20 protein-coding genes and 1 pseudogene are annotated in these 22,078 nt (G+C 42.6%); 11 read left to right on the forward strand and 10 right to left on the reverse strand.

Annotated elements, in window-relative coordinates; all coding sequences use genetic code 11:
- Positions 1 to 3: 3 nt before the first annotated feature.
- Positions 4 to 646 (forward strand): annotated as a pseudogene (gene mukE, locus GFB47_RS05000) (chromosome partition protein MukE); the annotation flags it as partial.
- A gap of 118 nt (positions 647 to 764) precedes the next feature.
- Positions 765 to 5,231, forward strand: coding sequence for a chromosome partition protein MukB (mukB, locus tag GFB47_RS05005; protein ID WP_153446969.1), 4,467 nt, complete (start codon positions 765 to 767; stop codon positions 5,229 to 5,231).
- Between the two features lie 250 nt (positions 5,232 to 5,481).
- On the opposite strand, the gene GFB47_RS05010 is transcribed toward mukB, so the two are convergent.
- The gene (locus GFB47_RS05010) at positions 5,482 to 5,721 is read right to left on the reverse strand and encodes a TIGR02647 family protein (protein WP_153446970.1); all 240 of its coding nucleotides are present in this window, start codon (positions 5,719 to 5,721) and stop codon (positions 5,482 to 5,484) included.
- Positions 5,722 to 6,040: 319 nt separating this feature from the next.
- Here GFB47_RS05010 and GFB47_RS05015 point away from each other — a divergent pair, with 319 nt between their 5' ends.
- Together GFB47_RS05015 and GFB47_RS05020 are read left to right on the forward strand one after the other, a co-directional pair.
- Positions 6,041 to 6,946 carry a manganese-dependent inorganic pyrophosphatase gene (locus GFB47_RS05015; protein ID WP_153446971.1) on the forward strand — a complete coding sequence of 302 codons (906 nt, stop codon included), beginning with the start codon at positions 6,041 to 6,043 and terminating at the stop codon, positions 6,944 to 6,946.
- Positions 6,947 to 7,048: 102 nt separating this feature from the next.
- The gene (locus GFB47_RS05020; RefSeq protein ID WP_153446972.1) at positions 7,049 to 7,438 is read left to right on the forward strand and encodes a DUF2750 domain-containing protein; all 390 of its coding nucleotides are present in this window, start codon (positions 7,049 to 7,051) and stop codon (positions 7,436 to 7,438) included.
- A 66-nt stretch (positions 7,439 to 7,504) separates the two neighbouring features.
- Here GFB47_RS05020 and GFB47_RS05025 read toward each other — a convergent pair whose 3' ends face one another.
- From GFB47_RS05025 to pspF, 5 genes are all read right to left on the reverse strand, one after another.
- A complete protein-coding gene (locus tag GFB47_RS05025) occupies positions 7,505 to 8,293 on the reverse strand; it encodes a peptide ABC transporter ATP-binding protein (RefSeq protein WP_153446973.1) in 789 nt (262 codons plus the stop codon).
- Positions 8,290 to 9,285 (reverse strand): peptide ABC transporter ATP-binding protein, encoded by a 996-nt coding sequence (locus tag GFB47_RS05030; protein WP_153446974.1) that lies wholly within the window; start codon positions 9,283 to 9,285, stop codon positions 8,290 to 8,292. The genes GFB47_RS05025 and GFB47_RS05030 overlap by 4 nt, the downstream gene beginning before the upstream one ends.
- Positions 9,285 to 10,172 carry an ABC transporter permease subunit gene (locus tag GFB47_RS05035; protein WP_153446975.1) on the reverse strand — a complete coding sequence of 296 codons (888 nt, stop codon included), beginning with the start codon at positions 10,170 to 10,172 and terminating at the stop codon, positions 9,285 to 9,287. The genes GFB47_RS05030 and GFB47_RS05035 overlap by 1 nt, the downstream gene beginning before the upstream one ends.
- The gene (locus GFB47_RS05040) at positions 10,159 to 11,121 is read right to left on the reverse strand and encodes an ABC transporter permease (RefSeq protein WP_153446976.1); all 963 of its coding nucleotides are present in this window, start codon (positions 11,119 to 11,121) and stop codon (positions 10,159 to 10,161) included. The genes GFB47_RS05035 and GFB47_RS05040 overlap by 14 nt, the downstream gene beginning before the upstream one ends.
- A 175-nt stretch (positions 11,122 to 11,296) precedes the next feature.
- Positions 11,297 to 12,325 (reverse strand): phage shock protein operon transcriptional activator, encoded by a 1,029-nt coding sequence (pspF, locus tag GFB47_RS05045; protein WP_153446977.1) that lies wholly within the window; start codon positions 12,323 to 12,325, stop codon positions 11,297 to 11,299.
- 291 nt (positions 12,326 to 12,616) lie between these two features.
- Between pspF and pspA the strand changes: the two genes are divergently transcribed.
- The 4 genes from pspA (at position 12,617) to GFB47_RS05065 (ending at position 14,697) form a co-directional block, all read left to right on the forward strand.
- On the forward strand, positions 12,617 to 13,285 hold the full coding sequence (pspA, locus tag GFB47_RS05050) for a phage shock protein PspA (protein ID WP_153446978.1): 669 nt from the start codon (positions 12,617 to 12,619) through the stop codon (positions 13,283 to 13,285).
- 114 nt (positions 13,286 to 13,399) lie between these two features.
- Complete coding sequence (pspB, locus tag GFB47_RS05055) at positions 13,400 to 13,618, forward strand: envelope stress response membrane protein PspB (RefSeq protein ID WP_153446979.1); 219 nt, start codon at positions 13,400 to 13,402, stop codon at positions 13,616 to 13,618.
- 3 nt (positions 13,619 to 13,621) lie between these two features.
- A complete protein-coding gene (gene pspC, locus GFB47_RS05060) occupies positions 13,622 to 14,017 on the forward strand; it encodes an envelope stress response membrane protein PspC (RefSeq protein WP_153446980.1) in 396 nt (131 codons plus the stop codon).
- 107 nt (positions 14,018 to 14,124) lie between these two features.
- Complete coding sequence (locus GFB47_RS05065) at positions 14,125 to 14,697, forward strand: DNA-3-methyladenine glycosylase I (protein ID WP_153446981.1); 573 nt, start codon at positions 14,125 to 14,127, stop codon at positions 14,695 to 14,697.
- Between the two features lie 111 nt (positions 14,698 to 14,808).
- Here the strand turns inward: GFB47_RS05065 and GFB47_RS05070 are convergent, their stop codons facing one another.
- Positions 14,809 to 15,999 carry a cystathionine beta-lyase gene (locus GFB47_RS05070; RefSeq protein WP_153448154.1) on the reverse strand — a complete coding sequence of 397 codons (1,191 nt, stop codon included), beginning with the start codon at positions 15,997 to 15,999 and terminating at the stop codon, positions 14,809 to 14,811.
- 44 nt (positions 16,000 to 16,043) lie between these two features.
- On the reverse strand, positions 16,044 to 17,498 hold the full coding sequence (gene cls / locus GFB47_RS05075) for a cardiolipin synthase (protein ID WP_153446982.1): 1,455 nt from the start codon (positions 17,496 to 17,498) through the stop codon (positions 16,044 to 16,046).
- Between the two features lie 418 nt (positions 17,499 to 17,916).
- On the opposite strand from cls, the gene GFB47_RS05080 reads away from it, so the two are divergent.
- From GFB47_RS05080 to GFB47_RS05090, 3 genes are all read left to right on the forward strand, one after another.
- Positions 17,917 to 19,116 carry an amino acid permease gene (locus tag GFB47_RS05080; RefSeq protein ID WP_153448155.1) on the forward strand — a complete coding sequence of 400 codons (1,200 nt, stop codon included), beginning with the start codon at positions 17,917 to 17,919 and terminating at the stop codon, positions 19,114 to 19,116.
- Positions 19,117 to 19,256: 140 nt separating this feature from the next.
- A complete protein-coding gene (locus GFB47_RS05085; protein ID WP_153446983.1) occupies positions 19,257 to 19,973 on the forward strand; it encodes a TIGR01621 family pseudouridine synthase in 717 nt (238 codons plus the stop codon).
- A gap of 27 nt (positions 19,974 to 20,000) precedes the next feature.
- Positions 20,001 to 20,936 carry a class I SAM-dependent methyltransferase gene (locus GFB47_RS05090; RefSeq protein ID WP_153446984.1) on the forward strand — a complete coding sequence of 312 codons (936 nt, stop codon included), beginning with the start codon at positions 20,001 to 20,003 and terminating at the stop codon, positions 20,934 to 20,936.
- A gap of 189 nt (positions 20,937 to 21,125) precedes the next feature.
- Here GFB47_RS05090 and gspS2 read toward each other — a convergent pair whose 3' ends face one another.
- A complete protein-coding gene (gspS2, locus tag GFB47_RS05095; protein WP_178306447.1) occupies positions 21,126 to 21,518 on the reverse strand; it encodes a type II secretion system pilot lipoprotein GspS-beta in 393 nt (130 codons plus the stop codon).
- 10 nt (positions 21,519 to 21,528) lie between these two features.
- Positions 21,529 to 21,828 carry a YciI family protein gene (locus tag GFB47_RS05100; RefSeq protein ID WP_153446986.1) on the reverse strand — a complete coding sequence of 100 codons (300 nt, stop codon included), beginning with the start codon at positions 21,826 to 21,828 and terminating at the stop codon, positions 21,529 to 21,531.
- Between the last annotated feature and the right edge of the window lie 250 nt (positions 21,829 to 22,078).

Genomic DNA, 22,078 nt, shown 5'->3' on the forward strand with positions numbered 1-22,078 from the left:
TATATGGCTCCAGACACCGTCGACTCTCAAGACGTATATATGCCAGAGCAACTGGTAAAAGCATTATCTAATCCTCTTTTTCCTGCACTCGACAGCATGCTGCGTGCCGGACGTCATATCTCAAGTGACGATATGGATAACCATGCCTTTTTAACTGATTTCGACATGGAATTGGCGACTTTCTATCAACGTTACAATGCTGAGCTAGTCCGTGCGCCAGAAGGGTTCTTCTATTTGCGCCCACGTTCGACCTCATTGATTGGCCGTAGTGTATTATCAGAGCTTGATATGCTGGTAGGGAAAATCTTGTGTTTCTTATACCTAAGCCCAGAGCGTTTGGCGCATGAAGGTATTTTTACCAATCAAGAATTATATGAAGAACTGATCAGTCTCGCCGATGAGAAAAAACTGATGCGTTTGGTCACTAACCGCGCGGCAGGATCCGATCTTGATAAAGAAAAACTGTTTGAAAAAGTGCGCACTTCACTGCGCCGCTTGCGTCGAATTGGCATGGTTTTACCGGTTGGAGATGATAATAAATTTCGTATCAGTGAAGCAGTATTTCGTTTTGGCGGAGACGTGCGTATTGGCGATGATGTTCGTGAAGCGCAACTTCGTTTGATCCGTGATGGTGAAGCGGTGACTGATCTGTCAAAGGTCAATCCACAAAGCGAAAGCGATGACAACGAAGATAACCTAACTCAAGCTAATGACGTTAACCCAGAAACGCAACAAAATGAGCAACAAGAACAAGCAGGTGACTTATGATCGCAAGAGGTAAATACCAATCACTCACCATGATCAACTGGAATGGCTTCTTTGCCCGTACTTTTGATATTGATGGTTTAGTGACCACACTTTCTGGCGGTAACGGTGCAGGTAAATCCACCACCATGGCGGCTTTTATTACTGCGCTTATCCCTGACCAAAGCTTACTGCACTTTAGAAATACCACGGAAGCAGGTAGCTCACAAGCATCTCGTGACAAAGGTTTATTCGGTAAATTACAACCGGGCAGTTGTTACGCCGCGCTGGATGTTGTCAACTCTCGTAACCAACGCTTATTGTTTGCAGTACGTCTGCAACAAGTGGCAGGGCGAGATAAGAAAGTCGATATTAAACCTTTCCTTATTCAAGGCCTGCCAAGCCACGTTAAACCAACTGATGTGTTGATCGAAAATTTAGCTAATGGTCAGGCGCGTGTGCGTTCATTTAACGAATTAAAAGATATCGTGGCAGAATATGAAGGAGTGTTATTAAAAGCATTCACTTCGGTGGCAGATTACCATAGCCTAATGTTTGATATGGGCGTTTTGCCGAAGAAATTGCGCAACACCGGCGATCGTTCTAAGTTTTATCGTTTAATTGAAGCGTCGCTTTATGGCGGTATTTCAAGTGCCATTACTCGTTCATTGCGTGATTATTTATTACCGCAAAATGGCGGAGTGAAAAAAGCCTTCCAAGATATGGAATCGGCGCTGCGTGAAAACCGCATGACGTTGGAAGCGATTAAAACCACTCAAGCCGACCGTGATTTATTCAAGCACTTGATCACCGAATCGACCAACTATGTTGCTGCCGATTACATGCGCCATACCAACGATCGCCGCACTAAACTCGATCAAGCCTTAGCATTACGCGGTGAATTGAATCAATCGAGTACCACACTGCGTTCACAAGCGCATTTACTGACTCAAGTTCAAGCAGAACTCGAGCAATTGGTTGAGCAAGAATCCGGTTTAGAGCAAGATCATCAAGCTGCATCTGATCATCTGCAGTTAGTGCAAACCGCGCTGCGTCAGCAAGAGAAAATCGAACGCTATCAAGAAGATTTAGAAGAGCTGAGTGAGCGCTTAGAAGAACAAATGATGGTGGTGGAAGAAGCCGCTGAGCAAGTCGCGATGGCCGAAGAACAGGCCGATGTTTCAGAACAAGAAGTGGATAGCTTAAAATCGCAACTGGCGGATTACCAACAGGCGCTCGATGTACAGCAAACCCGCGCTCTGCAATATCAGCAAGCGGTGCAAGCATTAGAAAAAGCCCAGCAATTAACCAATAATTCGCAGTTAAGCGCAGACGTGGCACAAACCCACTTGTCGCAATTAAAGCAGCAAGAAGCTGAGCAAACCTCAGCCTTGCTATCGCTTAAACATAAATTGGATATGTCGTCAGCGGCAACCGAACAATTTGAGCAAGCATTGGCTTTAGTCAAAACTATTGCCGGTGATATTGAACGTAGTGATGCGTTGCCACAAGCCAAACAAGCAATCCAAAAAGCGCAGCAAGCACAGCAATGGTTACAAAACGAATCACAATGGCGCGCGCAACATCGCGATCTTGAACGTAGCTTAAACGAGCAGTCACAAGCGGTGTCACTGGTGGACGCATACCAGCAGCAACATCAAGTCCGCCTTGATGATGAAATGGTATTAGAGCAAGAACGTGAACGTCATTTGGATGTGATTGAAACCGTTGAAATGGCGCAAGAAGAATTGCGCGATGTCCGGGGTGATTGTCGTCGCAGCCAACAAGATGCTGAGCATGAAATCCAAATCTTGCAAAAACAAGCACCGGCTTGGATCGCAGCCAATGACGCATTAGACAAAATCCAACAACAAACCGACGGCGAGCTAAGCGATAGCCATGCGGTTATGGCGCAAATGCAACAAGTGTTGGAGCAAGAAAAACAACAATCAATCATTAAAGAACGCCTAGCGATCCGTCGTGATGAACTTGAGCGTGATATCGAACATTTAGCGTCGCCATCAGGCTCTAACGATCCACGTTTAAAAGGCTTAGCGGACACTTTAGGCGGGGTATTGCTGTCTGAAATTTATGATGATATTGCGATTGACGATGCACCTTATTTTAGCGCCATGTATGGTCCATCACGCCATGCGATCGTGGTGTCTAATCTAGACGGTATTAAAGAACAATTGCTTGAACTAGAGGATTGCCCTGACGATCTTTATATTATTCAAGGTGATGTTGATGCCTTTGATGATGGTGATTTTAATGCCGATGAACTTGATGGCGCGGTATGCGTACAACTCAACGATCGTCAACTGCGTTATTCTCGCTTGCCAGAAATTCCATTATTTGGACGAGCAGCGCGTGAACAACGGTTAGAGCTTTTACGCGCAGAGCGTGATGAAGTGGCAGAGAACTTTGCTAAAGCCGCATTTGATTCACAAAAACTGCAACGTTTATACAGCAGTTATAATGAGTTCGTGTCTCAGCATATTCACGTTGCGTTTAACGCCGATCCAGAGCAACAACTGGCACAAATACGCGATGGCTTAAATCAAGTTCTGCGTCAGCTAGCCGATCTTGAAAGTAAAGAGCAACATCAACGCAGCCAACTGCAAACCAGTAAACAAGCGATGGTTAGCTTAAATAAATTAGCCAGCGTGATGCATCTGATTGAAGATGAAACCCTCAATGATCGCTTTGATGAACTGGAAAAAAAGCTCGAACAGTTAGCAGAATTCCAACGCTTTATGCAACAACACGGTAAAGCGGTTAATCAATTGAGCAATGTGGTGTCGGCATTAGAGATCGATCCACAACAATTTGATGCACTTAAGGCCAATTACCAGCAAGCCGATACGCAATTGCAAACGCTAAAAACGCAAATATTTGCTATCGCGGATCTGCATGAGCGTCGCCATTACTTTGCTTATGCCGACTCAGTCAGTTTGCTTGACCAAAGCAGTGAGTTAAGTGAGCAGCTTAAAATGAAGTTGACCCAAGCGGAGCAAAATAAAGTCCGTGCCCGTGAAGCATTCAAACAAGCTCAAGCGCAATTGAACCAATACAATCAATTACTGGCATCACTCAAGTCTTCGCATCAAGCGAAACTAGAAACCGTACAAGAATTCAAACAAGAGCTGCAAGATCAGGGCATTACGCCAGATTTTGGCGCACTAGAGCGAGCCCAAGAACGTAAAACCGAATTGCATGAACGCGTCCAAGTCTCACGTCAGCGTAAGAGTGAATTTGAACGTACCTTAACCGCGACTGAGCTTGAAATGAAAGCACTCAGTAAGCGTGTTAAGAAAATCGAAAAAGAATACCAAGAGCTACGCAAGTTTGTGGTTAATGCCAAAGCCGGTTGGTGCAGCGTGATGCGCATTGCTCGCTTAAATGATGTAGAACGTCGTTTGCATCGCCGAGAGTTAGCGTACCTATCAGATAACGAACTGCGCTCAATGTCAGATAAATCATTAGGGGCATTGCGTTTAGCGGTCGCCAATAATGAAACTCTGCGTGATTCGCTACGTTTATCTGAAGATAATGCCCGCCCAGAAGGGAAAGTATTGTTCTATGTGGCGGTGTATCAACATCTGCGTGAACGTATTCGCCAAGATATCATTCGCACCAACGATCCGGTTGAAGCGATTGAAGAAATGGAAGTGGAACTGGCGCGCTTAACCGAAGAGCTTACCTTGCGTGAAAATCGCTTGGCGATCAGTTCAGGTTCAGTGGCAAGCATTATTAAGAAAACCATTCAGCGTGAGCAAAACCGTATTCGGATGCTAAACCAAGGCTTATCGAATATTGCCTTTGGTCAGGTGCGTGGGGTGCGGTTAAATGTAGGCATTCGCGAAAGTCATCAAACCTTATTACTTGGTTTGGCGGAGCAGCAAGAGCAACATCAAGACTTGTTTGATAATCCACGTTTGACCTTCTCTGAAGCGATGGCGAAATTGTTCCAACGAGTAAACCCTCATATTGATATGGGGCAACGTTCGCCGCAGATTTTAGGCGAGGAGCTGCTTGATTACCGTAATTACCTAGAACTGAGCATCGAAGTCAACCGTGGTTCAGAAGGGTGGTTACAAGCAGAATCAGGCGCATTATCGACCGGTGAAGCGATTGGTACAGGTCAGTCTATTTTGCTGATGGTGATCCAAAGCTGGGAAGAAGAATCTCGTCGTTTGCGCAGTAAAGATATTGTGCCGTGTCGTTTATTATTCTTAGATGAAGCCGCCCGTTTGGATACCAAATCGATCAATACCTTATTTGAACTGTGTGATCGTTTGGATATGCAATTATTGATCGCCGCGCCAGAGAACATCAGCCCAGAAAAAGGCACCACCTACAAACTGGTTCGTAAAGTGTTTAAAGATCATGAGCACGTGCATGTAGTTGGGTTGCGTGGGTTTGGTAATGAGCCGAAAATCACCAATGAGAATAACGAAAAAGAAGTATTAGATACGGTGGAATAAACTATAGAATGGCGTCATCCATATAATGGATCATGCGTACTAACATAAAGATAAAAACGAACGCCTCAGTCTGACTGGGGCGTTTTTTAAACAGTATATTCCTCATTTTAGTCACGACCTGATCATCATTGCCTGCTTTTTAAAAATACCAATAGCTGAGATAAAAGTTATCGCCTAGCGCTTAATCGGATTAGAACAGAAAAAAAATCCCCGCACTAGGCAGGGATCATTGATTCGGTGTCACTATTTTTTATGCTTTAGAAGACAGCACATGCAGAAGTTTTAAAGCATGCTCAGACGCTTCAATGCCTTCGTCGGTTAAATAGCCGCCATCAGCAAGGGTGCATAAATTCTTTTCAAATAAGCTCTTAACCGCAGCTTGTAGTTCAGCATCCGCATCACTGCGAACTTTAATGCCAGTTTGTTGACTCGCTGGGTTAAATTGAAGTAACAGGTTTAATTCAGCCACATTTTCAGTTTTAAATTTCATAGTGTTCCCTTAGCTTTAATCATGCTCTTACAATAGGTTGCAACACGGCATTTTGGCAAGCAGTAAAAGGTGCTTTTGGTAGTTTGTTCACTTTAAATTGACTTGAGTGCTGATTATTACAGCAAAATTGAATTACGCCACGCGCTATCTCCTGTTCGAGCGACTTCTCGTACAATAAATAGTGCAGCTTATTTCCCCACAAGCGATGACAAATTTTCAAATTCAGGTAAAGTATCACCCCAAATTATCTTTAATAGCTTGAGTGGCAGAATACTGCGCTGAGGCTGTGACATAAACCGTTGTAATAGGAACATAAACCATGATTCAAGTAGTCGGTCATAAAAATCCAGACAGTGATAGCATTTGTAGCGCATTAGTTGCGACTGAATTATTAAAAGCTCGTGGTCTTGAAGCCAAACCTGTACGTCAAGGTGAGCTTAACCGTGAAACGCAATATATCCTTGAGCAAGCCGGTGTTGAGCAACCTGAAATGTGTACTGGTGTCGCAGGGCAAAAAATCTGGCTGGTGGACTACACCGATATTTCTCAAGCGCCAGATGATATCGCAGAAGCGGAAATCGTTGGTATTGTCGATCACCACCGTTTAGGCGATGTGATGACGGTGAATCCATTAGAAGCGTGGATTTGGCCTGTTGGTTGTACTTGTACTATTCTGTTCAACTTATTCAAAATGGAAGAAACGGAAATCACTAAGCCGTTAGCTGTGTTGATGATGTCAGCCATTCTTTCAGATACAGTCGGTTTTGCCTCGCCAACTTGTACCCCTAAAGATGAAGTTGCGGTAAAAGAATTAGCGAAAATCGCTGAGATTGATAACTTAGACGAATTTATCAAAAATCTTCTGATCGCAAAAACCGATATCGAAGGTTTAACGGCGGCGCAATTGGTCGAGAAAGATTTAAAAGCTTACCCATTTAATGGCCGCGATGTTGTGGTGGGTCAAGTTGAATTGGCAACCATGGAACAAGTCGATGGTATGTTTGATGCATTAAATGCCGACCTTGAGCGTCGCTGTGAAGAAGATGGCTTAGCGTTTGCTGCGCTTATGCTAACCGACATCACCACCAGCACCACTGAGTTGTTATTTAAAGGTGAATGGTCAAGCAAACTAGAGAAGCACCTAAAAGAGGGTTCTTTAGTGATGGAAAATACCTTAAGCCGTAAGAAGCAGGGTTGGCCATGGTTGCAAGGCGAATTAGTCTAAAATATCCTTCATAGTTAGAGAGCTAAACATGAAAAAGGCGAGGGTGACTCGCCTTTTTTATACGTAATAAACGGCAACAAAACCCTATAAATAGGAAACAATATGACTCAACAACTTGATGCAGCAACAATTGAAAAAATCGGCCAATACGACAGTGAAAAACGTTTTCAATATTGTGTCAAAGAAGTGGTAGCGAACCGCGAAATCTGGATCTTAGTTGATCAAGATGGTTGCGTCATGCTTAACACCGAAGACGAAGATTGTGTGCCTGTGTGGCCAAATCAAGAATTTGCACAAGCTTGGGCGACCGGCGATTGGCAAGAGTGTCAACCTGAAGCGATTTCATTAAACAAATGGCACAGTCGCTGGAGTCATGGTTTAGAGGACGATGAATTGTCAGTGGTGGTTTTCCCAAATGCTGACCAAGAAGGGGTAATTGTATTCCCTGATGAGTTTGATTTTGAATTGAAGAAACAAGCTCAAAAACGCTGAATATTGGTCATCGTTGGATTTGAAGCGTCGTTGACGGCGTTCAATCGTCGCCTAGCTTTCATTCAATTATTTCACATGACTCGGCGCACTGTAAAAGTGGTTCTCGATCAGTTTTTGGCTGATCGGATGCTGCGGATGAGCGATCACTTTTACGGTTTCCCCTGATTCCACCACTTCGCCTTCATGCATCACAATCAATTTATCAGTAATGTGTTTTACCACTCCGATATGCTGAGAGACATACACAAACGAAATTCCCATTTCTTCTTGCAGTTCTAGAAATAGATTGATGATCTGTGAGCGCATCGCCATATCAAGCCCATTTAAAGCCTCGTCAGCGATGATCACCGATGGTTGCAACACAATGGCTCTAGCCAAACACACACGCTGCTTTTGACCTGTAGCGAGCATTTGTGGGTAGAAATGAGCATGCTCAGGCAGTAAGCCAACTTTACGCAAGGTTTCTTTAACTCGTAACGCACGAGCTTCTGGCGACATTTGAGTATTGCGCTTTAATGGTTCTTCTAAGATACGACCAATTTGAATACGCGGATTAAGCGAGCTATTAGGATCTTGGAATATCATGCGGATCAATTTACATCGGGTTGAATAATCTTTATTGAATAGTTGCTCACCATTGACGAAAATTTTGCCATGGCTTGGTTTAATCACGCCCGCCAGCATTTTTGCTAATGTGGATTTTCCTGAACCATTTTGTCCAATAATACCAACCGTTTGTCCTGCTTCTAAAGTAAAAGAAATAGGTTTAACTGCTTGGTGAATTTGACGACGAAATATACCAGAGCGGGTGACAAAGTTTTTGGATAAATCGATGACTTCTAATAATGCACTCATTGTGGTTTCTCCATATTTAATGGGAAATGACAGCTGAATTTATGAGTTTTGATTTTTTGACGTGGCGGTACATTGACACATTTTGTTTGTGCATAAGGGCAGCGAGGACCTAAACGACATCCAATCGGTAAGTGTTGTAATGGCGGAATTGACCCAGGCAGTGAAGGCAGGCGACTTTTATGTGGGATCCATTCGTTAAAATCAGGCATCGCATGTAACAACGCCACCGTATATGGGTGTTTTGGCGCATTGAGAATATCTTTGGTTTTAGCCGATTCCACCGATTGACCACAGTACATTACAGTAATTTGCGTCGCCCATTGAGTAATGGTGGTTAAATCATGGCCGATCAGCATTAAGGTCACTTTGTTGACTTGATTCATGCGGCTCAGTAAACGCAAAATTTGTGATTGAGTGATCGGATCTAAATCGTTAGTCGGTTCATCGGCAATTAAGATCCTAGGTTTAGATGAAATCGCCATCGCGATCATGATTTTTTGGCATTGACCATCGGTGAGTTCATAAGGGTAGGATCGCATAATTTTACGGTGATCTTTGATGCCCACTTTATGCAGTAATGCTTTGGCTAATTTATGACGCCAATGCCAACGCTGCCACCACTTTCCTTCAAAAGAGGCGGCTGGAATCGCTTCTCGTAATTGATGGCCGATTTCTTCTGATGGGTCAAGACAGCTACTGGCTTCTTGATAAATCACCGCAATATCACGCGCGATCACACGGCGTCGTTCTTTGGCCGTCAGTTGTAATAAATCAATTTTATCGAGCCGCATTCGGTCGGCGGTGATTTTCCAGTTGTCTTTGGTGAGTCCAACAATGGCTTTGGCAACAAGGCTTTTACCTGACCCCGATTCGCCCACTAAACCACGAATTTCACCTTCATTTAGGGTTAAACTCATTCGATCAACCGCTTTGACCGTGCCGTGAGGGGTTTCAATTTCAATGGTGAGATTTCGAATATCTAATAACGGCATTATTCAGTTCCTGCGCTTAGAGCTTGACGAACACCTTCACCCATTAGGTTAATCATTATGACCGAAAACATAATAAAAATACCGGGTAGGGTGACTGTCCAAGGAGCACTATAAATAAGAACAATCGAATTCCCGAGCATGGTACCCCATTCCGGCATTGGGGCTTGCGCGCCTAAACCTAAAAAACCGAGTGCACTAATTTCTAAAATAGCAATCGAGGCTGCCATCGTCATTTCAGCGGCAATAACAGTGGTTAAGTTGGGCAGAATGGAGCTCCATAATAGATGAAAAGCATTGGCGCCATCTAGCCTTGCAGCAATATTATAATCTTTAGCCACTTCAGCGTTTACGGTTAAATATAAAGAGCGAATAAAACGGGGGATCAGCGCTAAGCACACTGCGAGTAGAATATTTAATTCACCGGGCCCAAGAAGTGCGACAAAAATAATGGCGAGTAAAATAGCAGGGATCGACATTACGGTATCAAGTAAGTGGTTTAATACGCTTGAAAGTAACCCTTTGGTCATGCCAGCAAAAATGCCAATTGCACAGCCTATAAAGGTGGCAACTAAGGTAATGATGATGCCATAACCAAAGGTCAGTTGTGAGCCTATTAATAAGCGGGAAAGTATATCGCGCCCTAATTCATCTGTACCTAAAAAGAACTCGACACTACCGTCATGACTCCATGATGGTGGCTGTAAGATATGGCTTGAGTGTAATAATGGATCGTGTGGTGCTATCCAGTGGGCACCAATGGTTAAAATTACTAGGGCAATAAAACACCACAGCGCAAACATAGCCAAACTATTGCTACGATAATGACGCCAAAAGCGTTCAAACTGTCCCGGAACTTGATCTTCTTGATAGATATTATTTGACAGCATGCCACTGCTTCCTTATGTGAGGATTAACAAGTGCGCCAATTAAATCCGAAAGAATATTAACGATAAGTACAAAAGTTGCTACCACCATTACGCCCGCTTGAATAGAGACATAATCCTTATTAGCCAGTGCCTCTAATAACCAACGGCCAATGCCCGGCCAGTGGAAAATGGATTCGGTAATAATGGCATAAGTCAGCATGCTGGATAATTGCACCCCAACCTTGGGAATGATTGGTGGGATGGCATTGCGTAGCACGTGATGAAAAATGATTTCAAATGAAGACAGACCTCGAGTACGCGCCGCCCGAATATAGTTTTGTTTACGGACATCGGCTACAGACGCGCGCATTAAACGGATCACTTCGGTGGTCGGAGGGAGGGCGAGGACTAAGCATGGCAGCAAGAGATGCATGGCAATACTATGCAGAGTTTGGCTACGCAATGGGTCGTCACTTAAAAAGGCATCAATGACTGAAAAACCCGTAATATACGGTACATGGTAAATTAAATCATAACGACCAGAGACAGGAGTAATGCCTAAATCTAATGAAAAGAACATGATCATCATTAAAGCGAGCCAGAATATCGGCACTGAATATCCGACCATAGAACTAAAAGAAATAATAGTATCAATGGGTTTACCTTGGCGAATACCAGCAAGTGTGCCGATAGGAATGCCGATAACCAAAGCAAACAGCATGGCAAAGAAACACAGCTCTAACGTGGCAGGGAAAACGCTTTTAATCTCTGCGAGCACCGGAACGCCGATGGCATTGGTGCCTAAATCGAGGTGAAATAATTGAGTTAAATAATCGAACCAGCCTTGAAAGAAAGGCTGCATCGCTGCTTGAGAGTGCGGGTCAATACGCAAAATACTGAAACCAATTAATGTTAGCATCAATAGCGTAATGATAAATAAATTCATTCGTCGTAAGGTGTACACGAACATCTATGGATTCCTTGCCATGGGTAATGATCCCGATATATTTGAAGCCGCAACTTAAGAGATGGAAGGGCATAGGTGACATCAGAATAATAAGCTAACGATCATAACTAATTCTACGCCATTTGTCTCGAATAGTCAGCGGCTTGAATAGGTTGATTTCGAGTTTAAAATGAGCCGCCTAATGCGATTTTGGCGAAATATTATATTTTTTCAGCATACCGCGTAATTGATGGTAGCTCAGGCCAAGTAAATCGGCGGCATGACGTTGATTATATTTGGCTTGTTGCAATGCTGATTGCAGTAAATCGCAATCTTGTTGTGCTTGCCATTGTTTATAATTAATTGGGAATTCAATATGGTTAAGCTCAACTGCTGGGTGAGAATCTCCTGTTATCTCCATTTCTGCGGTGTTATTCGATACATTGATGGTGACAGTGTCACTTTTTGCGAAAGGGTTAAACTCGATTTGTGTGATGACTGCGCTAGATAGGCCATGGCGATAGACGGCGCGCTCGACCACATTTTTTAATTCTCGTACGTTACCTGGCCACGAGTAACTTAATAATTCTTGTTGAGCTTGCGTGCTAAACCCTGCAAACATCTCAAAACCGAGTTCTTGGCACATTTGAATGGCAAAGTGTTCAGCCAACAGTAAAATATCCTCAATACGCTCACGCAACGGTGGCAGGGTGAGTACATCGAACGCAAGCCGATCCAATAAATCGGCACGAAATTCACCCTTGGCGGCTAATTGGGGTAAATCGCTATTGGTGGCGCAAATGACCCGTACATCGGCGCTGAGCATTTTACTGCCGCCAACCCGCTCATATTCACCGTATTCAATCACGCGCAATAATTTTTCTTGCACACTCATCGGGGCAGTGGCAAGTTCATCAAGAAATAACGTCCCAAGTTCGGCGCGCTCAAAACGACCCTTATGCTGGTTTTTAGCCCCAGTAAAGGCGCCAGATTCATGACCAAATAATTCAGAATCAATTAACCCGTCAGTAAAAGTCGAGCAATTAAGCGTGATTAACGGTTGTCGCCATCGTTTAGAAAGATAGTGTAAACGCTGAGCGATCAATTCCTTACCAGTACCGCGCTCGCCCACAATCAGTACCGGTCGCTTAATGGCAGCCAATTGAGATGTTTTATCGAGTAGCGCGAGGAAATTACTAGATTGACCGATCAAGTTTTGTACTTTCATAACAATAATCCATTTGGTTGCATCTAAGATGATAAATTTCACTAACAATTGGTTAAATTCATCATATCAGTTTTGAGGATAAAAAACCGCACACGATAACTGACTGTTTAATAAGGATTAATTTTTTGGCATGTTTTATGTATTGTTTATTCTAAGCAGGTAATAGGTGGAATTAAAATCTTTCATTAACTTAGGGCTTAAATTAAACGACTTATATATCTTAAAGTAAATTTAGCATATTTAATCAACAACTTAGTATTTTTAATCAGCATAGCCAAGAGGGACGTTATTATGGGAATCTTTTCACGTTTCGCCGACATCGTTAATTCTAATATCAGTGCGTTGTTAGACAAGGCCGAAGATCCAGAAAAAATGATCCGCCTTATTATTCAAGAAATGGAAGACACTTTAGTTGAAGTCCGCACTCACTCAGCCAAATCTTTAGCCGATGATAAAGAAATCAGCCGTCGCATCTTATTATTACAAGACCAAGCGCAAGACTGGCAAGCGAAAGCCAGTTTAGCCATCACTAAGCAACGTGAAGATCTGGCTCGCGCCGCATTAATCGAAAAGCAAAGAATCGATGATGTATTAAAAGGCTTATCAAATGAAAAAGCACTATTGGCAGAATCAATTGAAAAGCTAAGCTCAGAGATAGCAAAATTAGAAGCTAAGATCACGGAAACTCGTGCTCGTCAGCAATCTATTATTACCCGTAAACAAAGTGCGGGTCATCGCCGTGATATTAAAAAGCAATTGCATACTGGCAAAACCGAAGAGGCGATGTCTAAATTTGCACAATACGAGCGTAAGATTGATGAACTAGAAGCTGAAGCGGATAGTTATGATCTCGGCGAAAAAGGCAAAAACCTCGATCAAGAATTTGCAGAGCTGCAAGCCGATGATGAGATTGAAAAAGAATTAGAAAAACTAAAGCAAAGCATGCAAGATAAGCACTAATTTACTTTTTGATACCAATCAAAATCACTGAATAATTTGAGCGTTATTTGATTGGTGTTGTTTAACCTGTTTCCACGATGCAGGATTGTAGTTTTATAAGAGTAGGAGCTGTACATGATGACATTTCTTGCCACACCTTTAGTGGTATTTATGATTTTCGTCGCCCCTTTATGGCTGATTTTACATTATCGCAGTAAGCGACAAGTCGGACATGGATTGTCAGGTGAGGAACTTGAGCAGTTAAAACAACTCGCGAGTAAAGCCGAAGGCATGCAAGCGCGGATCAAAACATTAGAAAAAATCTTAGATTCAGAAGCCCCAAACTGGAGGTAATTGATGACTAAAAAAACCTTTTATCGAGAACCCACCACGGGCAAAATCGCCGGTATTTGCGCAGGCATCGGGCGTTATTTTAGTGTTGAAGTGTGGTGGATCCGAATTCTAGCGGTATCTATATTTTTGTTAGGCGGAAATTTACTGGTATTACTCGCCTATGTTGGTATTTGGTTGATGGTAGAGAAGCGACCGGCTTCTATGCAAGAACAAGGCGATACAGAAGATCACGCTCTAAAAAATAAACCATGGCAGGCGGGGAAAGTCCCATCGGAATTATTATCCGATCTCGATTGTGAATATCAACAAATCGAAGAAAAAATAAGGAAGATGGAAGCGTATGTCACATCCGATGCGTATAAGGTTAATAAACAATTTAAACAATTTAACCAATTATAAAAATTAAGCTTTTATTTTTATCGATCATTCTACAATTAAAAATCTCTGATATCAGTTAAGCTGTCAGAGATTTTTGGCATTTAGCATTTAGCAGATAGGGCAAACTCATGACAGAGCAAGACAGTACATGCGGATGGGCAATGAAGCATGATAATGAGCGTGAATACCATGATAAAGAGTGGGGCGTACCCGTCTATGACGATACGGTGCTATTTGAATTTATCTGTTTAGAGGGCGCGCAAGCAGGACTGAGTTGGCGCACAATTTTAAATAAACGCGCAGGGTACACCGCCGCATTTGAAGGGTTTGATATTCATACTTTGGCGCAATACGATGAGCAACGTGTTCCGTTTATTATTGAAAACTTTGATGTCGTCAAACATAAAGCCAAGATTGCCTCGGTGTTTTCTAATGCGCGAGCCGCGATCGCGCTGCAACAAGAGTTTGGTTCGTTATCTGCAGCTTTATGGCAATTTGTCGATGGCAAACCTTTGCAACCGGCCAGAAAAAGCATGGATGAAGTGCCAGCGGTAACAGAAGAATCAAAAGCAATGAGCAAGTTCTTAAAGAAACGTGGTTTTAAATTTATGGGCGAAACCATTTGCTATGCGTATATGCAGGCAATGGGAATGGTGAATGATCACGTAATCGATTGCCCTTGTTATGCGAAATGTAAATAAGTTTTAAAATGGCGAGCCTGTGATTTTATGATCTTGTAGACCTGTAAAGTGCTCCAAAACCGCTCGCCATTTTTATGTCATAATATTTTTATGAAAAATAAGTTAAAAAAATTAACGATTTAACACCGCATTATAAGCTTCTAAACCGCGCGCTAAATCTTCAATTAAATCCTCGACGTTTTCCAATCCAATATGCACGCGAACTAATGTGCCTGTAAAATGAGGGTTGGCCACAGTGCGCATGGTATCGAAAGTGCTTGGCTCATTGGCAAGAATTAAACTCTCAAACCCGCCCCAAGAATAGCCCATGCTGAAATGCTCAACGGTATCAAGTAACGCCGTGGTGGCTTCTTTATTGCTGGTTTTTAATACAAAAGAAAATAAACCATTTCCCCCGGTAAAGTCACGCTTATAAAACTCATGCCCAGGGCAGGTTTCAAACGCAGGATGACGGATATGATCCACTTCAGGGCGCTGTTCTAACCATTTGGCTACTGCAAGTGCATTGGTATCATGTTGTTTTAATCGAACCCCTAGTGTGCGCAATCCGCGTAAGCCGGTATAGGCATCATCAGGTGAAATACATTGCCCCATTAAATAGCTTTGTTCGCGCAGTTGTGGCCAGTATTTTTCGTTGGCAACAGAGGTGCCGAGCATCACATCAGAATGGCCGACAATGTATTTAGTTGCCGCTTGGATAGAAATATCAACCCCAAACTCAAATGGAGAGAAGTTAACGCCCGCGCCCCACGTATTATCGATCATGACAATGATATCTTGCTCATGGGCGATTTTAGATAGGGTAGGAATATCTTGCACTTCCATGGTGTAAGAGCCAGGAGATTCAGTGAATAAGATTTTGGTATTCGGACGAATGAGTTCGCGAATGCCTTCACCAATCATCGGATCGTAATAAGTGGTTTCGATGCCCATTTTTTTGAGGATAATATTACAAAAATCACGCGTTGGTTCGTAACAAGTATCGACCATTAAGATATGATCGCCATGCTCAACAAAGGCTAGGATAGTATTGGTGATCGCTGCTGCGCCACAAGGGTAGAGTGCACACCCTGCGCCGCCTTCGACGTCTACCATTGCTTCTTGAAAGGAAAAATGGGTTTCGGTACCACGGCGACCATAAAATAATGTATGGCCTTGGCGCTTTATGGTGGCGGCATTTTTTTCTGCAACCGTATTAAATACCACCGTTGAGGCGCGTTGTACTGGTGGATTTACCACGCCATGTGTCCATTTTTTATTGCGTCCTGCTGTCACAAGTTTGGTTTCAAGTTTTTTTGACATCATAATTCCTTTTAAAGAGAGTGAGCGTTGATGAGATCAGCACCCTAAAGTAATGGATTGAATAAATAGAATAAGCGTTCTAATGCTCGATGAAATAGACTGCGTTTTTGCCATTCATTTGAGTCAATAAGATGAGATTGTTCAATATAGGTTTGTTGTACCCAATATAACTCTTTAGTGAATTCATCATCATCGACCGCTAAGGTCAATTCAAAATTGAGCCATAAACTGCGCATATCAAGATTGACGCTACCAATTAAGCAGTATTGTTGATCAATAACCACCGATTTGGTGTGCAATAAACCACCATCAAATTGATAGATTTTCACTCCCGCATTGAGTAACTCGGTAAAAAACGATTTTGAGGCCCAGTTAACTAACAAGGAGTCATTCTTTTTTGGGATGATTAATTCGACCGTAACACCACGCTGAGCGGTCATATTGATCACTTGCAGTAAAATATCACTTGGTACGAAATAAGGGGTAGTGATCCTAACCGAATGTTGCGCTTGATTTATTGCCAACGCTAACACTTGTTGAATGAGATGATCTGGCATGCCAGGGCCTGATGGTACTACTTGAATAGGGTGCAGAGCGCCATTGGTTTCTATCGTGCAAACAGGGAAGGTAGGCAAGTGACGCTCGCCCGTTTCAACTTCCCAATCCCATGCATGAATAGCGGCCAAGATATTAACCGTCGGGCCAGTAACTCGAACCATCACATCAATCCACTGCCCCACGCCAGAGTCTTGTTTGAAGTAAATTGGATCGACCATATTCATTGAGCCGGTATAACCCACTTGATCATCGATGGTAATGATTTTTCGATGCAGGCGTAAATCAAGACGGCGGAAGAACATACGAAAAGCATTCACTGCCAGCGCTTCTCGAACATCAATACCAGAGGTTCGCATTAAGCTATACCAATGGCTTCGGAAAAATTTAGGGCTACCAGCAGAATCAATCAGGATTTGAATTTTAACTCCACGTTTAGCCGCTTGTACTAACGCAGCATTGACCGAGTCGATCAATCCACCATTTTGCCAAATATAAAATTCGATGCGAATGCTTTCGGTTGCTCCCTCAATATCGCGGATAATCGACAGCAGAATTTTATCGGGTGTGTCTTGCAGTGAAAGAGTGTTACCACACAGAGCAGGGATAGAAGTGCGATTAGTACAAATATCATGGATCTGCGACAGCTGTAAATTTAATAATTTAGGTTGGTGGGCTTGGCATTGTTGCAACTGCGTAAACCATTCGCCGTAAGGTTCAAACATTTGTTTAGCACGTTCGGCTCGGGTTCGGCCAAGATTCAGTTCGCCAAATAAGAAATAACAAATGACCCCAACAAAGGGCAGAATATAGATGATCATTATCCATGCGAGAGACACACTGACCGCGCGGCGTTTTACCACCACTCGGATAGTGACTGCTGCTACCAGCAACCAATAACTTATCACACCGGCTAAGGCTAGAATTTGATAAAGTTTTTCCATGAACTCGCATTATATAAATCATAAAAACAATGTCTGATACTCTAGCACTAAATTGATTTAGATTTGAACGCTTTCGATTGAAATATCAAATAAAAAGCCCTCGAACCCAAAGCGGTTTTCAACATAAAGCGATTTCAATATGAAGCGGCGAGCTAGCTAAGATAACAGTATAAAAAGATTGCTCTTATGAATAATTGGTGGCGTTTTAATCTGTTTGTTAAGGTTGTTTAACCAGTATTCAGCTAGGTTTTTAAAAGAAAATGATAAATTATGCTGCTTTGGCTTTAAATTTGTGACGTAACCTGCTTTACTGATAGTCAACTTTTCGAGATCACTGCTTTATTTGTGTGTAAATATAAAAATAAATAACAGAGTGAAAACTGTAAACTTTTGATGTTAAAGGAACAATGTTGTGAATATGAAATTATTCGGTAGTTCTCTGATCCTTGCAGGAACCGCATTAGGCGCAGGAATGTTGGGGATCCCCATGGCGCTGGCTCAATTTGGCTTTACAGTCAGTCTGATTTTAATGACAGTGATTTTTGTAGGGACCACTTACGGCGCTCTATTGCTGGCAGAAGCCTGTACCAAAACGGCCCAAAATGGCGGAATGAACAGTGTTGCCGAACTGACATTGGGAACGGGCGGTAAATACTTCATTAACTTCTTCTTTTATATGCTGCTGATTTGTATTTTAGTGGCTTACACTTTAGGCATTGGTGACTTATTCCATAACTTACTGTTAGAAGTGGGTTTAGATGTTGCTCAACCGATTTGTTATGCCGCGTTTACCTTCGTGATGGCGTTTGTGATTATCGCCGGTAAATCTTATATCGATATTCTAAATAGAGTGTTGTTTATATTAATGATCGGCATGTTATTGACGGTTGTGGCGACATTATTTACGCATATCGAGCCAGATTATCTAGCGCAAACTCCTGTATTCCAATGGCAAGATGTGGTGAAACACAGCACCACCATCTTCACCAGTTTTGGCTCTATGGTGGTGATCCCGTCTTTGGTCATGTATAACAAAGAAGCCGATGGGAAACAAATCCGGAATATGATTTTACTTGGTTCGGTTATTCCATTGGTGTGTTATTTAACGTGGTTATTTGCCATTATCGGTAATTTAGGCACCGCTGAGATCAGTCAATTTGATAATGTTTCGCAGTTAATCAGTGCATTTGGCGGTCAATCTGGCGCGCTAAAAACCATCATTTCTATTTTTTCTGCACTAGCATTAATAACCTCATTTTTAGGGGTGTCGATGGCTTTGTTTGACCAAAATAAAGATGGTATTAAAGGGCTAGCGAAAACACTGAACCTAAATAGCGGTTTGGTTGCTAAAGTCGCCGTGTTTGCATTAACCTTTATTTTGCCTTTGGTGGTGACGGGATTATTCTCGAATAAGTTTTTAAATATGCTTGAATATGCCGGCATTACCTTGGTGTTCTTGGCTATTTGGGGTCCACTCGCCATGGTCCTTAGAGTGCGTAAACCTAGCTTCCAGTTAATGGGAATGAAAGAACCTTATACTGCTGGTGGCGGATCTGTAGCGTTGATCATGTCATTTTTCTTTGGTGCCTTTATCTTAATGTCTTGGTTTTTTAACTAAGGTTGACGACAAGTAAGGCACATTGTATTCAATTTCCAATGCCGGCTTCGATGTCGGCATTTTTGATTCTGTTGTATACTCTTGCTCCTTAATGCTGCCAACAATGTTAGCGACGATTTAACCTTCAAATTAGGTGTGACATGTTTGATATTGTAATGGATAACCCCGATTTTTTAGTGATCAACAAACATCCTAATGTGAGCGTGCACAAAGATGATGGTGATACTTCTCTATTGCTTGAGATCAGTAAAGCAACCGGTTATCAATCTCTTTTTTTAGTGCATAGACTCGACAAAATGACCTCAGGATTGCTGCTCTTGGCTAAAAATCACCAAGCAGCCAGTGAGTTGTCTCAACAGTTTGCAGACCGCGCGGTGACCAAATTTTACCTTGCGATAGGGGTGAAAAAACCAAAGAAAAAACAAGGCCTCATCTCTGGTGATATGGAGCGTTCACGCCGCTCTAGTTGGAAACTAACGACGACTCAAACTAATCCTGCGCAAACCCAATTTTTCTCGGTAGCAGGAGAGTCGGGCGAACGTGTCTTTTTATGTAAGCCCAAAACAGGTAAAACTCATCAAATTCGAGTGGCGTTAAATTCAATTGGCTCATCGATTGTAGGCGATCCAATTTATACCCCATCGAGCAATGCCGACCGTGGCTATTTGCATGCTTACGCTTTAAAATTCCAATATCAAGGCAACATCGTCGGAGTACATTGTGACCCATCCGATCCTAAATGGAATCGCCTTGAGAATATGGGTGAGAAGTGGCAAAGCGAGGCGGTTCAACATGCGTTAAAGACATGGGGAAAACCGTGTCAGCTTGATTGGCCTGTGATCAAAACCAATAAATAATACACATAATAAAAAGTGAACCTGAATATGCAAGTTAATGCGCTACCTGATTTTTTTAATGAACTTAATAAAGCATTGCCAAATTGTGATAACGAAATACGCCGAATTTTTCACGGACGGGGTCGTTTATGGCAAGGCTTAGATCAGCTCACTGCCGACTGGTTAGGAACGCAATTAATTGTCAACTTATTCAAGCCGGTGGATGACGAGTTTATGCAGTCGCTAGCGCAAGGTTTACAACATTTAAGCCAAACTGAGCAATGGAAACACATCGGCGCACAGGGGATTGGATTACAACATCGCTATGAACATGGCGCACCATTTGAAGTGATCACAGGTAATATTGAGTTAAAACCGGTCGCGATTGAGAATGGCTTAAAATATCAACTTGAGCTGGGTAAGAATCAAAATTCAGGCTTATTTTTAGATATGCGTCTTGGGCGTGAATGGCTACAGCAACGCGCGCAAGATAAAGCGGTCCTCAACCTTTTTTCATACACTTGTGGATTTTCAGTCGCAGCGATTGAAGGCGGAGCAAGTAAAGTTGTTAATGTGGATATGGCGCGCGCATCATTAACCCGTGGGCGAGACAATCACAGATTAAACCAACATGATTTATCGAAAGTGACCTTTATGGGGCACGATATATTTAGATCATGGGGTAAAATCACCAAAGCTGGCCCGTATGATGTGATTGTGATTGATCCGCCTAGCTTTCAAAAAGGCAGCTTTGCATTGACTAAAGACTACAAGCGAATCTTACGTCGTTTACCGTCATTGTTAACACCGCAGGGCATTGTGCTTGCTTGCGTCAATTCACCAGCCGTCACACAAGACTTCTTAATTGATACCATGCTAGAAGAAGCGCCAGAGCTTATCTATCAGCAACGTTTAGCTAATCCATTAGAGTTCGCCGATATTGATGAACAAGCCAGTTTGAAGGCGCTAGTGTTTAGTCGTTAGTGAGTTATGTGTCAGATTACTTATCAAGCTCCTCCCCTTGATTGGCATTGTTAATTGACAGTAAAATTTAGGCAGAGTGTAATCAGTGTTTTGAATTAAACAGATGACGTTACAATACCAATAAAAAACAAAAACGGCGTACTAACTTTAAGTTAATACGCCGTTTTTAGATGTAGTTAATCGTGAGTGTTATTTTTTTGCCTCGTCTAAAGACTCACACACTTGTTTTGTTGCTTCTTGTTCGCTGATTAACTTACCGCGTTCATTGCGCAGCACCAGTTTGTAAATAACGCCTTTGTCGATCACAGCACGTACTTCACTGTCACTGCAGTAATAAGCAATGCTGGCATCGACTAAAGCGCTTGGTGCTATTTCGCCAGTGTTGTTATAAATCATCAGCAGTTCAACCGTATGCTCGGTCGATTTAGCGCTCATGATATGCAATGGACCTTGCTTATAAGGTAGGTTCGATTCCAAGATTGTGGCGCGATGATCGGCCATTAAAGATACTTTATCAGTTGAGCTACAACCAAATAAAGTCGCACTGGCTAGCAGTGCAAGGATCACGGTTTTTAATTTCATATCAGGCTCTTTATGGCAGCACTTTTTTGAATGGCTTAACGGTAACGTGGGCATACACGCCCGCATCAATATAAGGGTCGTTATTAGCCCAAGTTTGAGCCTCGGCTAACGAGCTAAATTCTGCAATCACGGTTGAACCGGTAAAGCCAGCTTCGCCAGGATTGTCTGAATCGATAGCGGGCATCGGGCCTGCAACTAATAGTCGGCCTTCGTCTTTTAAAGTATTAAGGCGAGCTAAATGTTTTTCGCGCACGCTCATGCGCTTTTCAAGAGAATTTTCAACGTCTTGAGAGAAAATAACATACCACATTGATCATAATCCTTTATTTATGTACTCGTTTTACTTCAAGTTATCATTCCATGAAAGTAATAGGTAGGTATTCATGAAAAATCAGAGATATGGCTAATATACGCTGCCATAAATAATAAGGCTACCGTTTGGTAACAAAAGCCGCTTGGTAGACTACATTATGCGCACGTGCTGCACAATTATATCCTTCATACTTGAAGCTACAGCGTTGTTGACTGCGTTCACTCGCCCTAATCACATAGCGTACTAT

Source organism: Vibrio algicola, from assembly GCF_009601765.2.
In the GTDB taxonomy this organism is placed as follows: Bacteria; Pseudomonadota; Gammaproteobacteria; order Enterobacterales; family Vibrionaceae; genus Vibrio; species Vibrio algicola.

Coding starts and splice junctions, on each gene's coding strand:
- mukB (WP_153446969.1), top strand. CDS start 765: ATGATCGCAAGAGGTAAATACCAATCACTCACCATGATCAACTGGAAT.
- GFB47_RS05010 (WP_153446970.1), bottom strand. CDS start 5,721: ATGAAATTTAAAACTGAAAATGTGGCTGAATTAAACCTGTTACTTCAA.
- GFB47_RS05015 (WP_153446971.1), top strand. CDS start 6,041: ATGATTCAAGTAGTCGGTCATAAAAATCCAGACAGTGATAGCATTTGT.
- GFB47_RS05020 (WP_153446972.1), top strand. CDS start 7,049: ATGACTCAACAACTTGATGCAGCAACAATTGAAAAAATCGGCCAATAC.
- GFB47_RS05025 (WP_153446973.1), bottom strand. CDS start 8,293: ATGAGTGCATTATTAGAAGTCATCGATTTATCCAAAAACTTTGTCACC.
- GFB47_RS05030 (WP_153446974.1), bottom strand. CDS start 9,285: ATGCCGTTATTAGATATTCGAAATCTCACCATTGAAATTGAAACCCCT.
- GFB47_RS05035 (WP_153446975.1), bottom strand. CDS start 10,172: ATGCTGTCAAATAATATCTATCAAGAAGATCAAGTTCCGGGACAGTTT.
- GFB47_RS05040 (WP_153446976.1), bottom strand. CDS start 11,121: ATGTTCGTGTACACCTTACGACGAATGAATTTATTTATCATTACGCTA.
- pspF (WP_153446977.1), bottom strand. CDS start 12,325: ATGAAAGTACAAAACTTGATCGGTCAATCTAGTAATTTCCTCGCGCTA.
- pspA (WP_153446978.1), top strand. CDS start 12,617: ATGGGAATCTTTTCACGTTTCGCCGACATCGTTAATTCTAATATCAGT.
- pspB (WP_153446979.1), top strand. CDS start 13,400: ATGATGACATTTCTTGCCACACCTTTAGTGGTATTTATGATTTTCGTC.
- pspC (WP_153446980.1), top strand. CDS start 13,622: ATGACTAAAAAAACCTTTTATCGAGAACCCACCACGGGCAAAATCGCC.
- GFB47_RS05065 (WP_153446981.1), top strand. CDS start 14,125: ATGACAGAGCAAGACAGTACATGCGGATGGGCAATGAAGCATGATAAT.
- GFB47_RS05070 (WP_153448154.1), bottom strand. CDS start 15,999: ATGTCAAAAAAACTTGAAACCAAACTTGTGACAGCAGGACGCAATAAA.
- cls (WP_153446982.1), bottom strand. CDS start 17,498: ATGGAAAAACTTTATCAAATTCTAGCCTTAGCCGGTGTGATAAGTTAT.
- GFB47_RS05080 (WP_153448155.1), top strand. CDS start 17,917: ATGAAATTATTCGGTAGTTCTCTGATCCTTGCAGGAACCGCATTAGGC.
- GFB47_RS05085 (WP_153446983.1), top strand. CDS start 19,257: ATGTTTGATATTGTAATGGATAACCCCGATTTTTTAGTGATCAACAAA.
- GFB47_RS05090 (WP_153446984.1), top strand. CDS start 20,001: ATGCAAGTTAATGCGCTACCTGATTTTTTTAATGAACTTAATAAAGCA.
- gspS2 (WP_178306447.1), bottom strand. CDS start 21,518: ATGAAATTAAAAACCGTGATCCTTGCACTGCTAGCCAGTGCGACTTTA.
- GFB47_RS05100 (WP_153446986.1), bottom strand. CDS start 21,828: ATGTGGTATGTTATTTTCTCTCAAGACGTTGAAAATTCTCTTGAAAAG.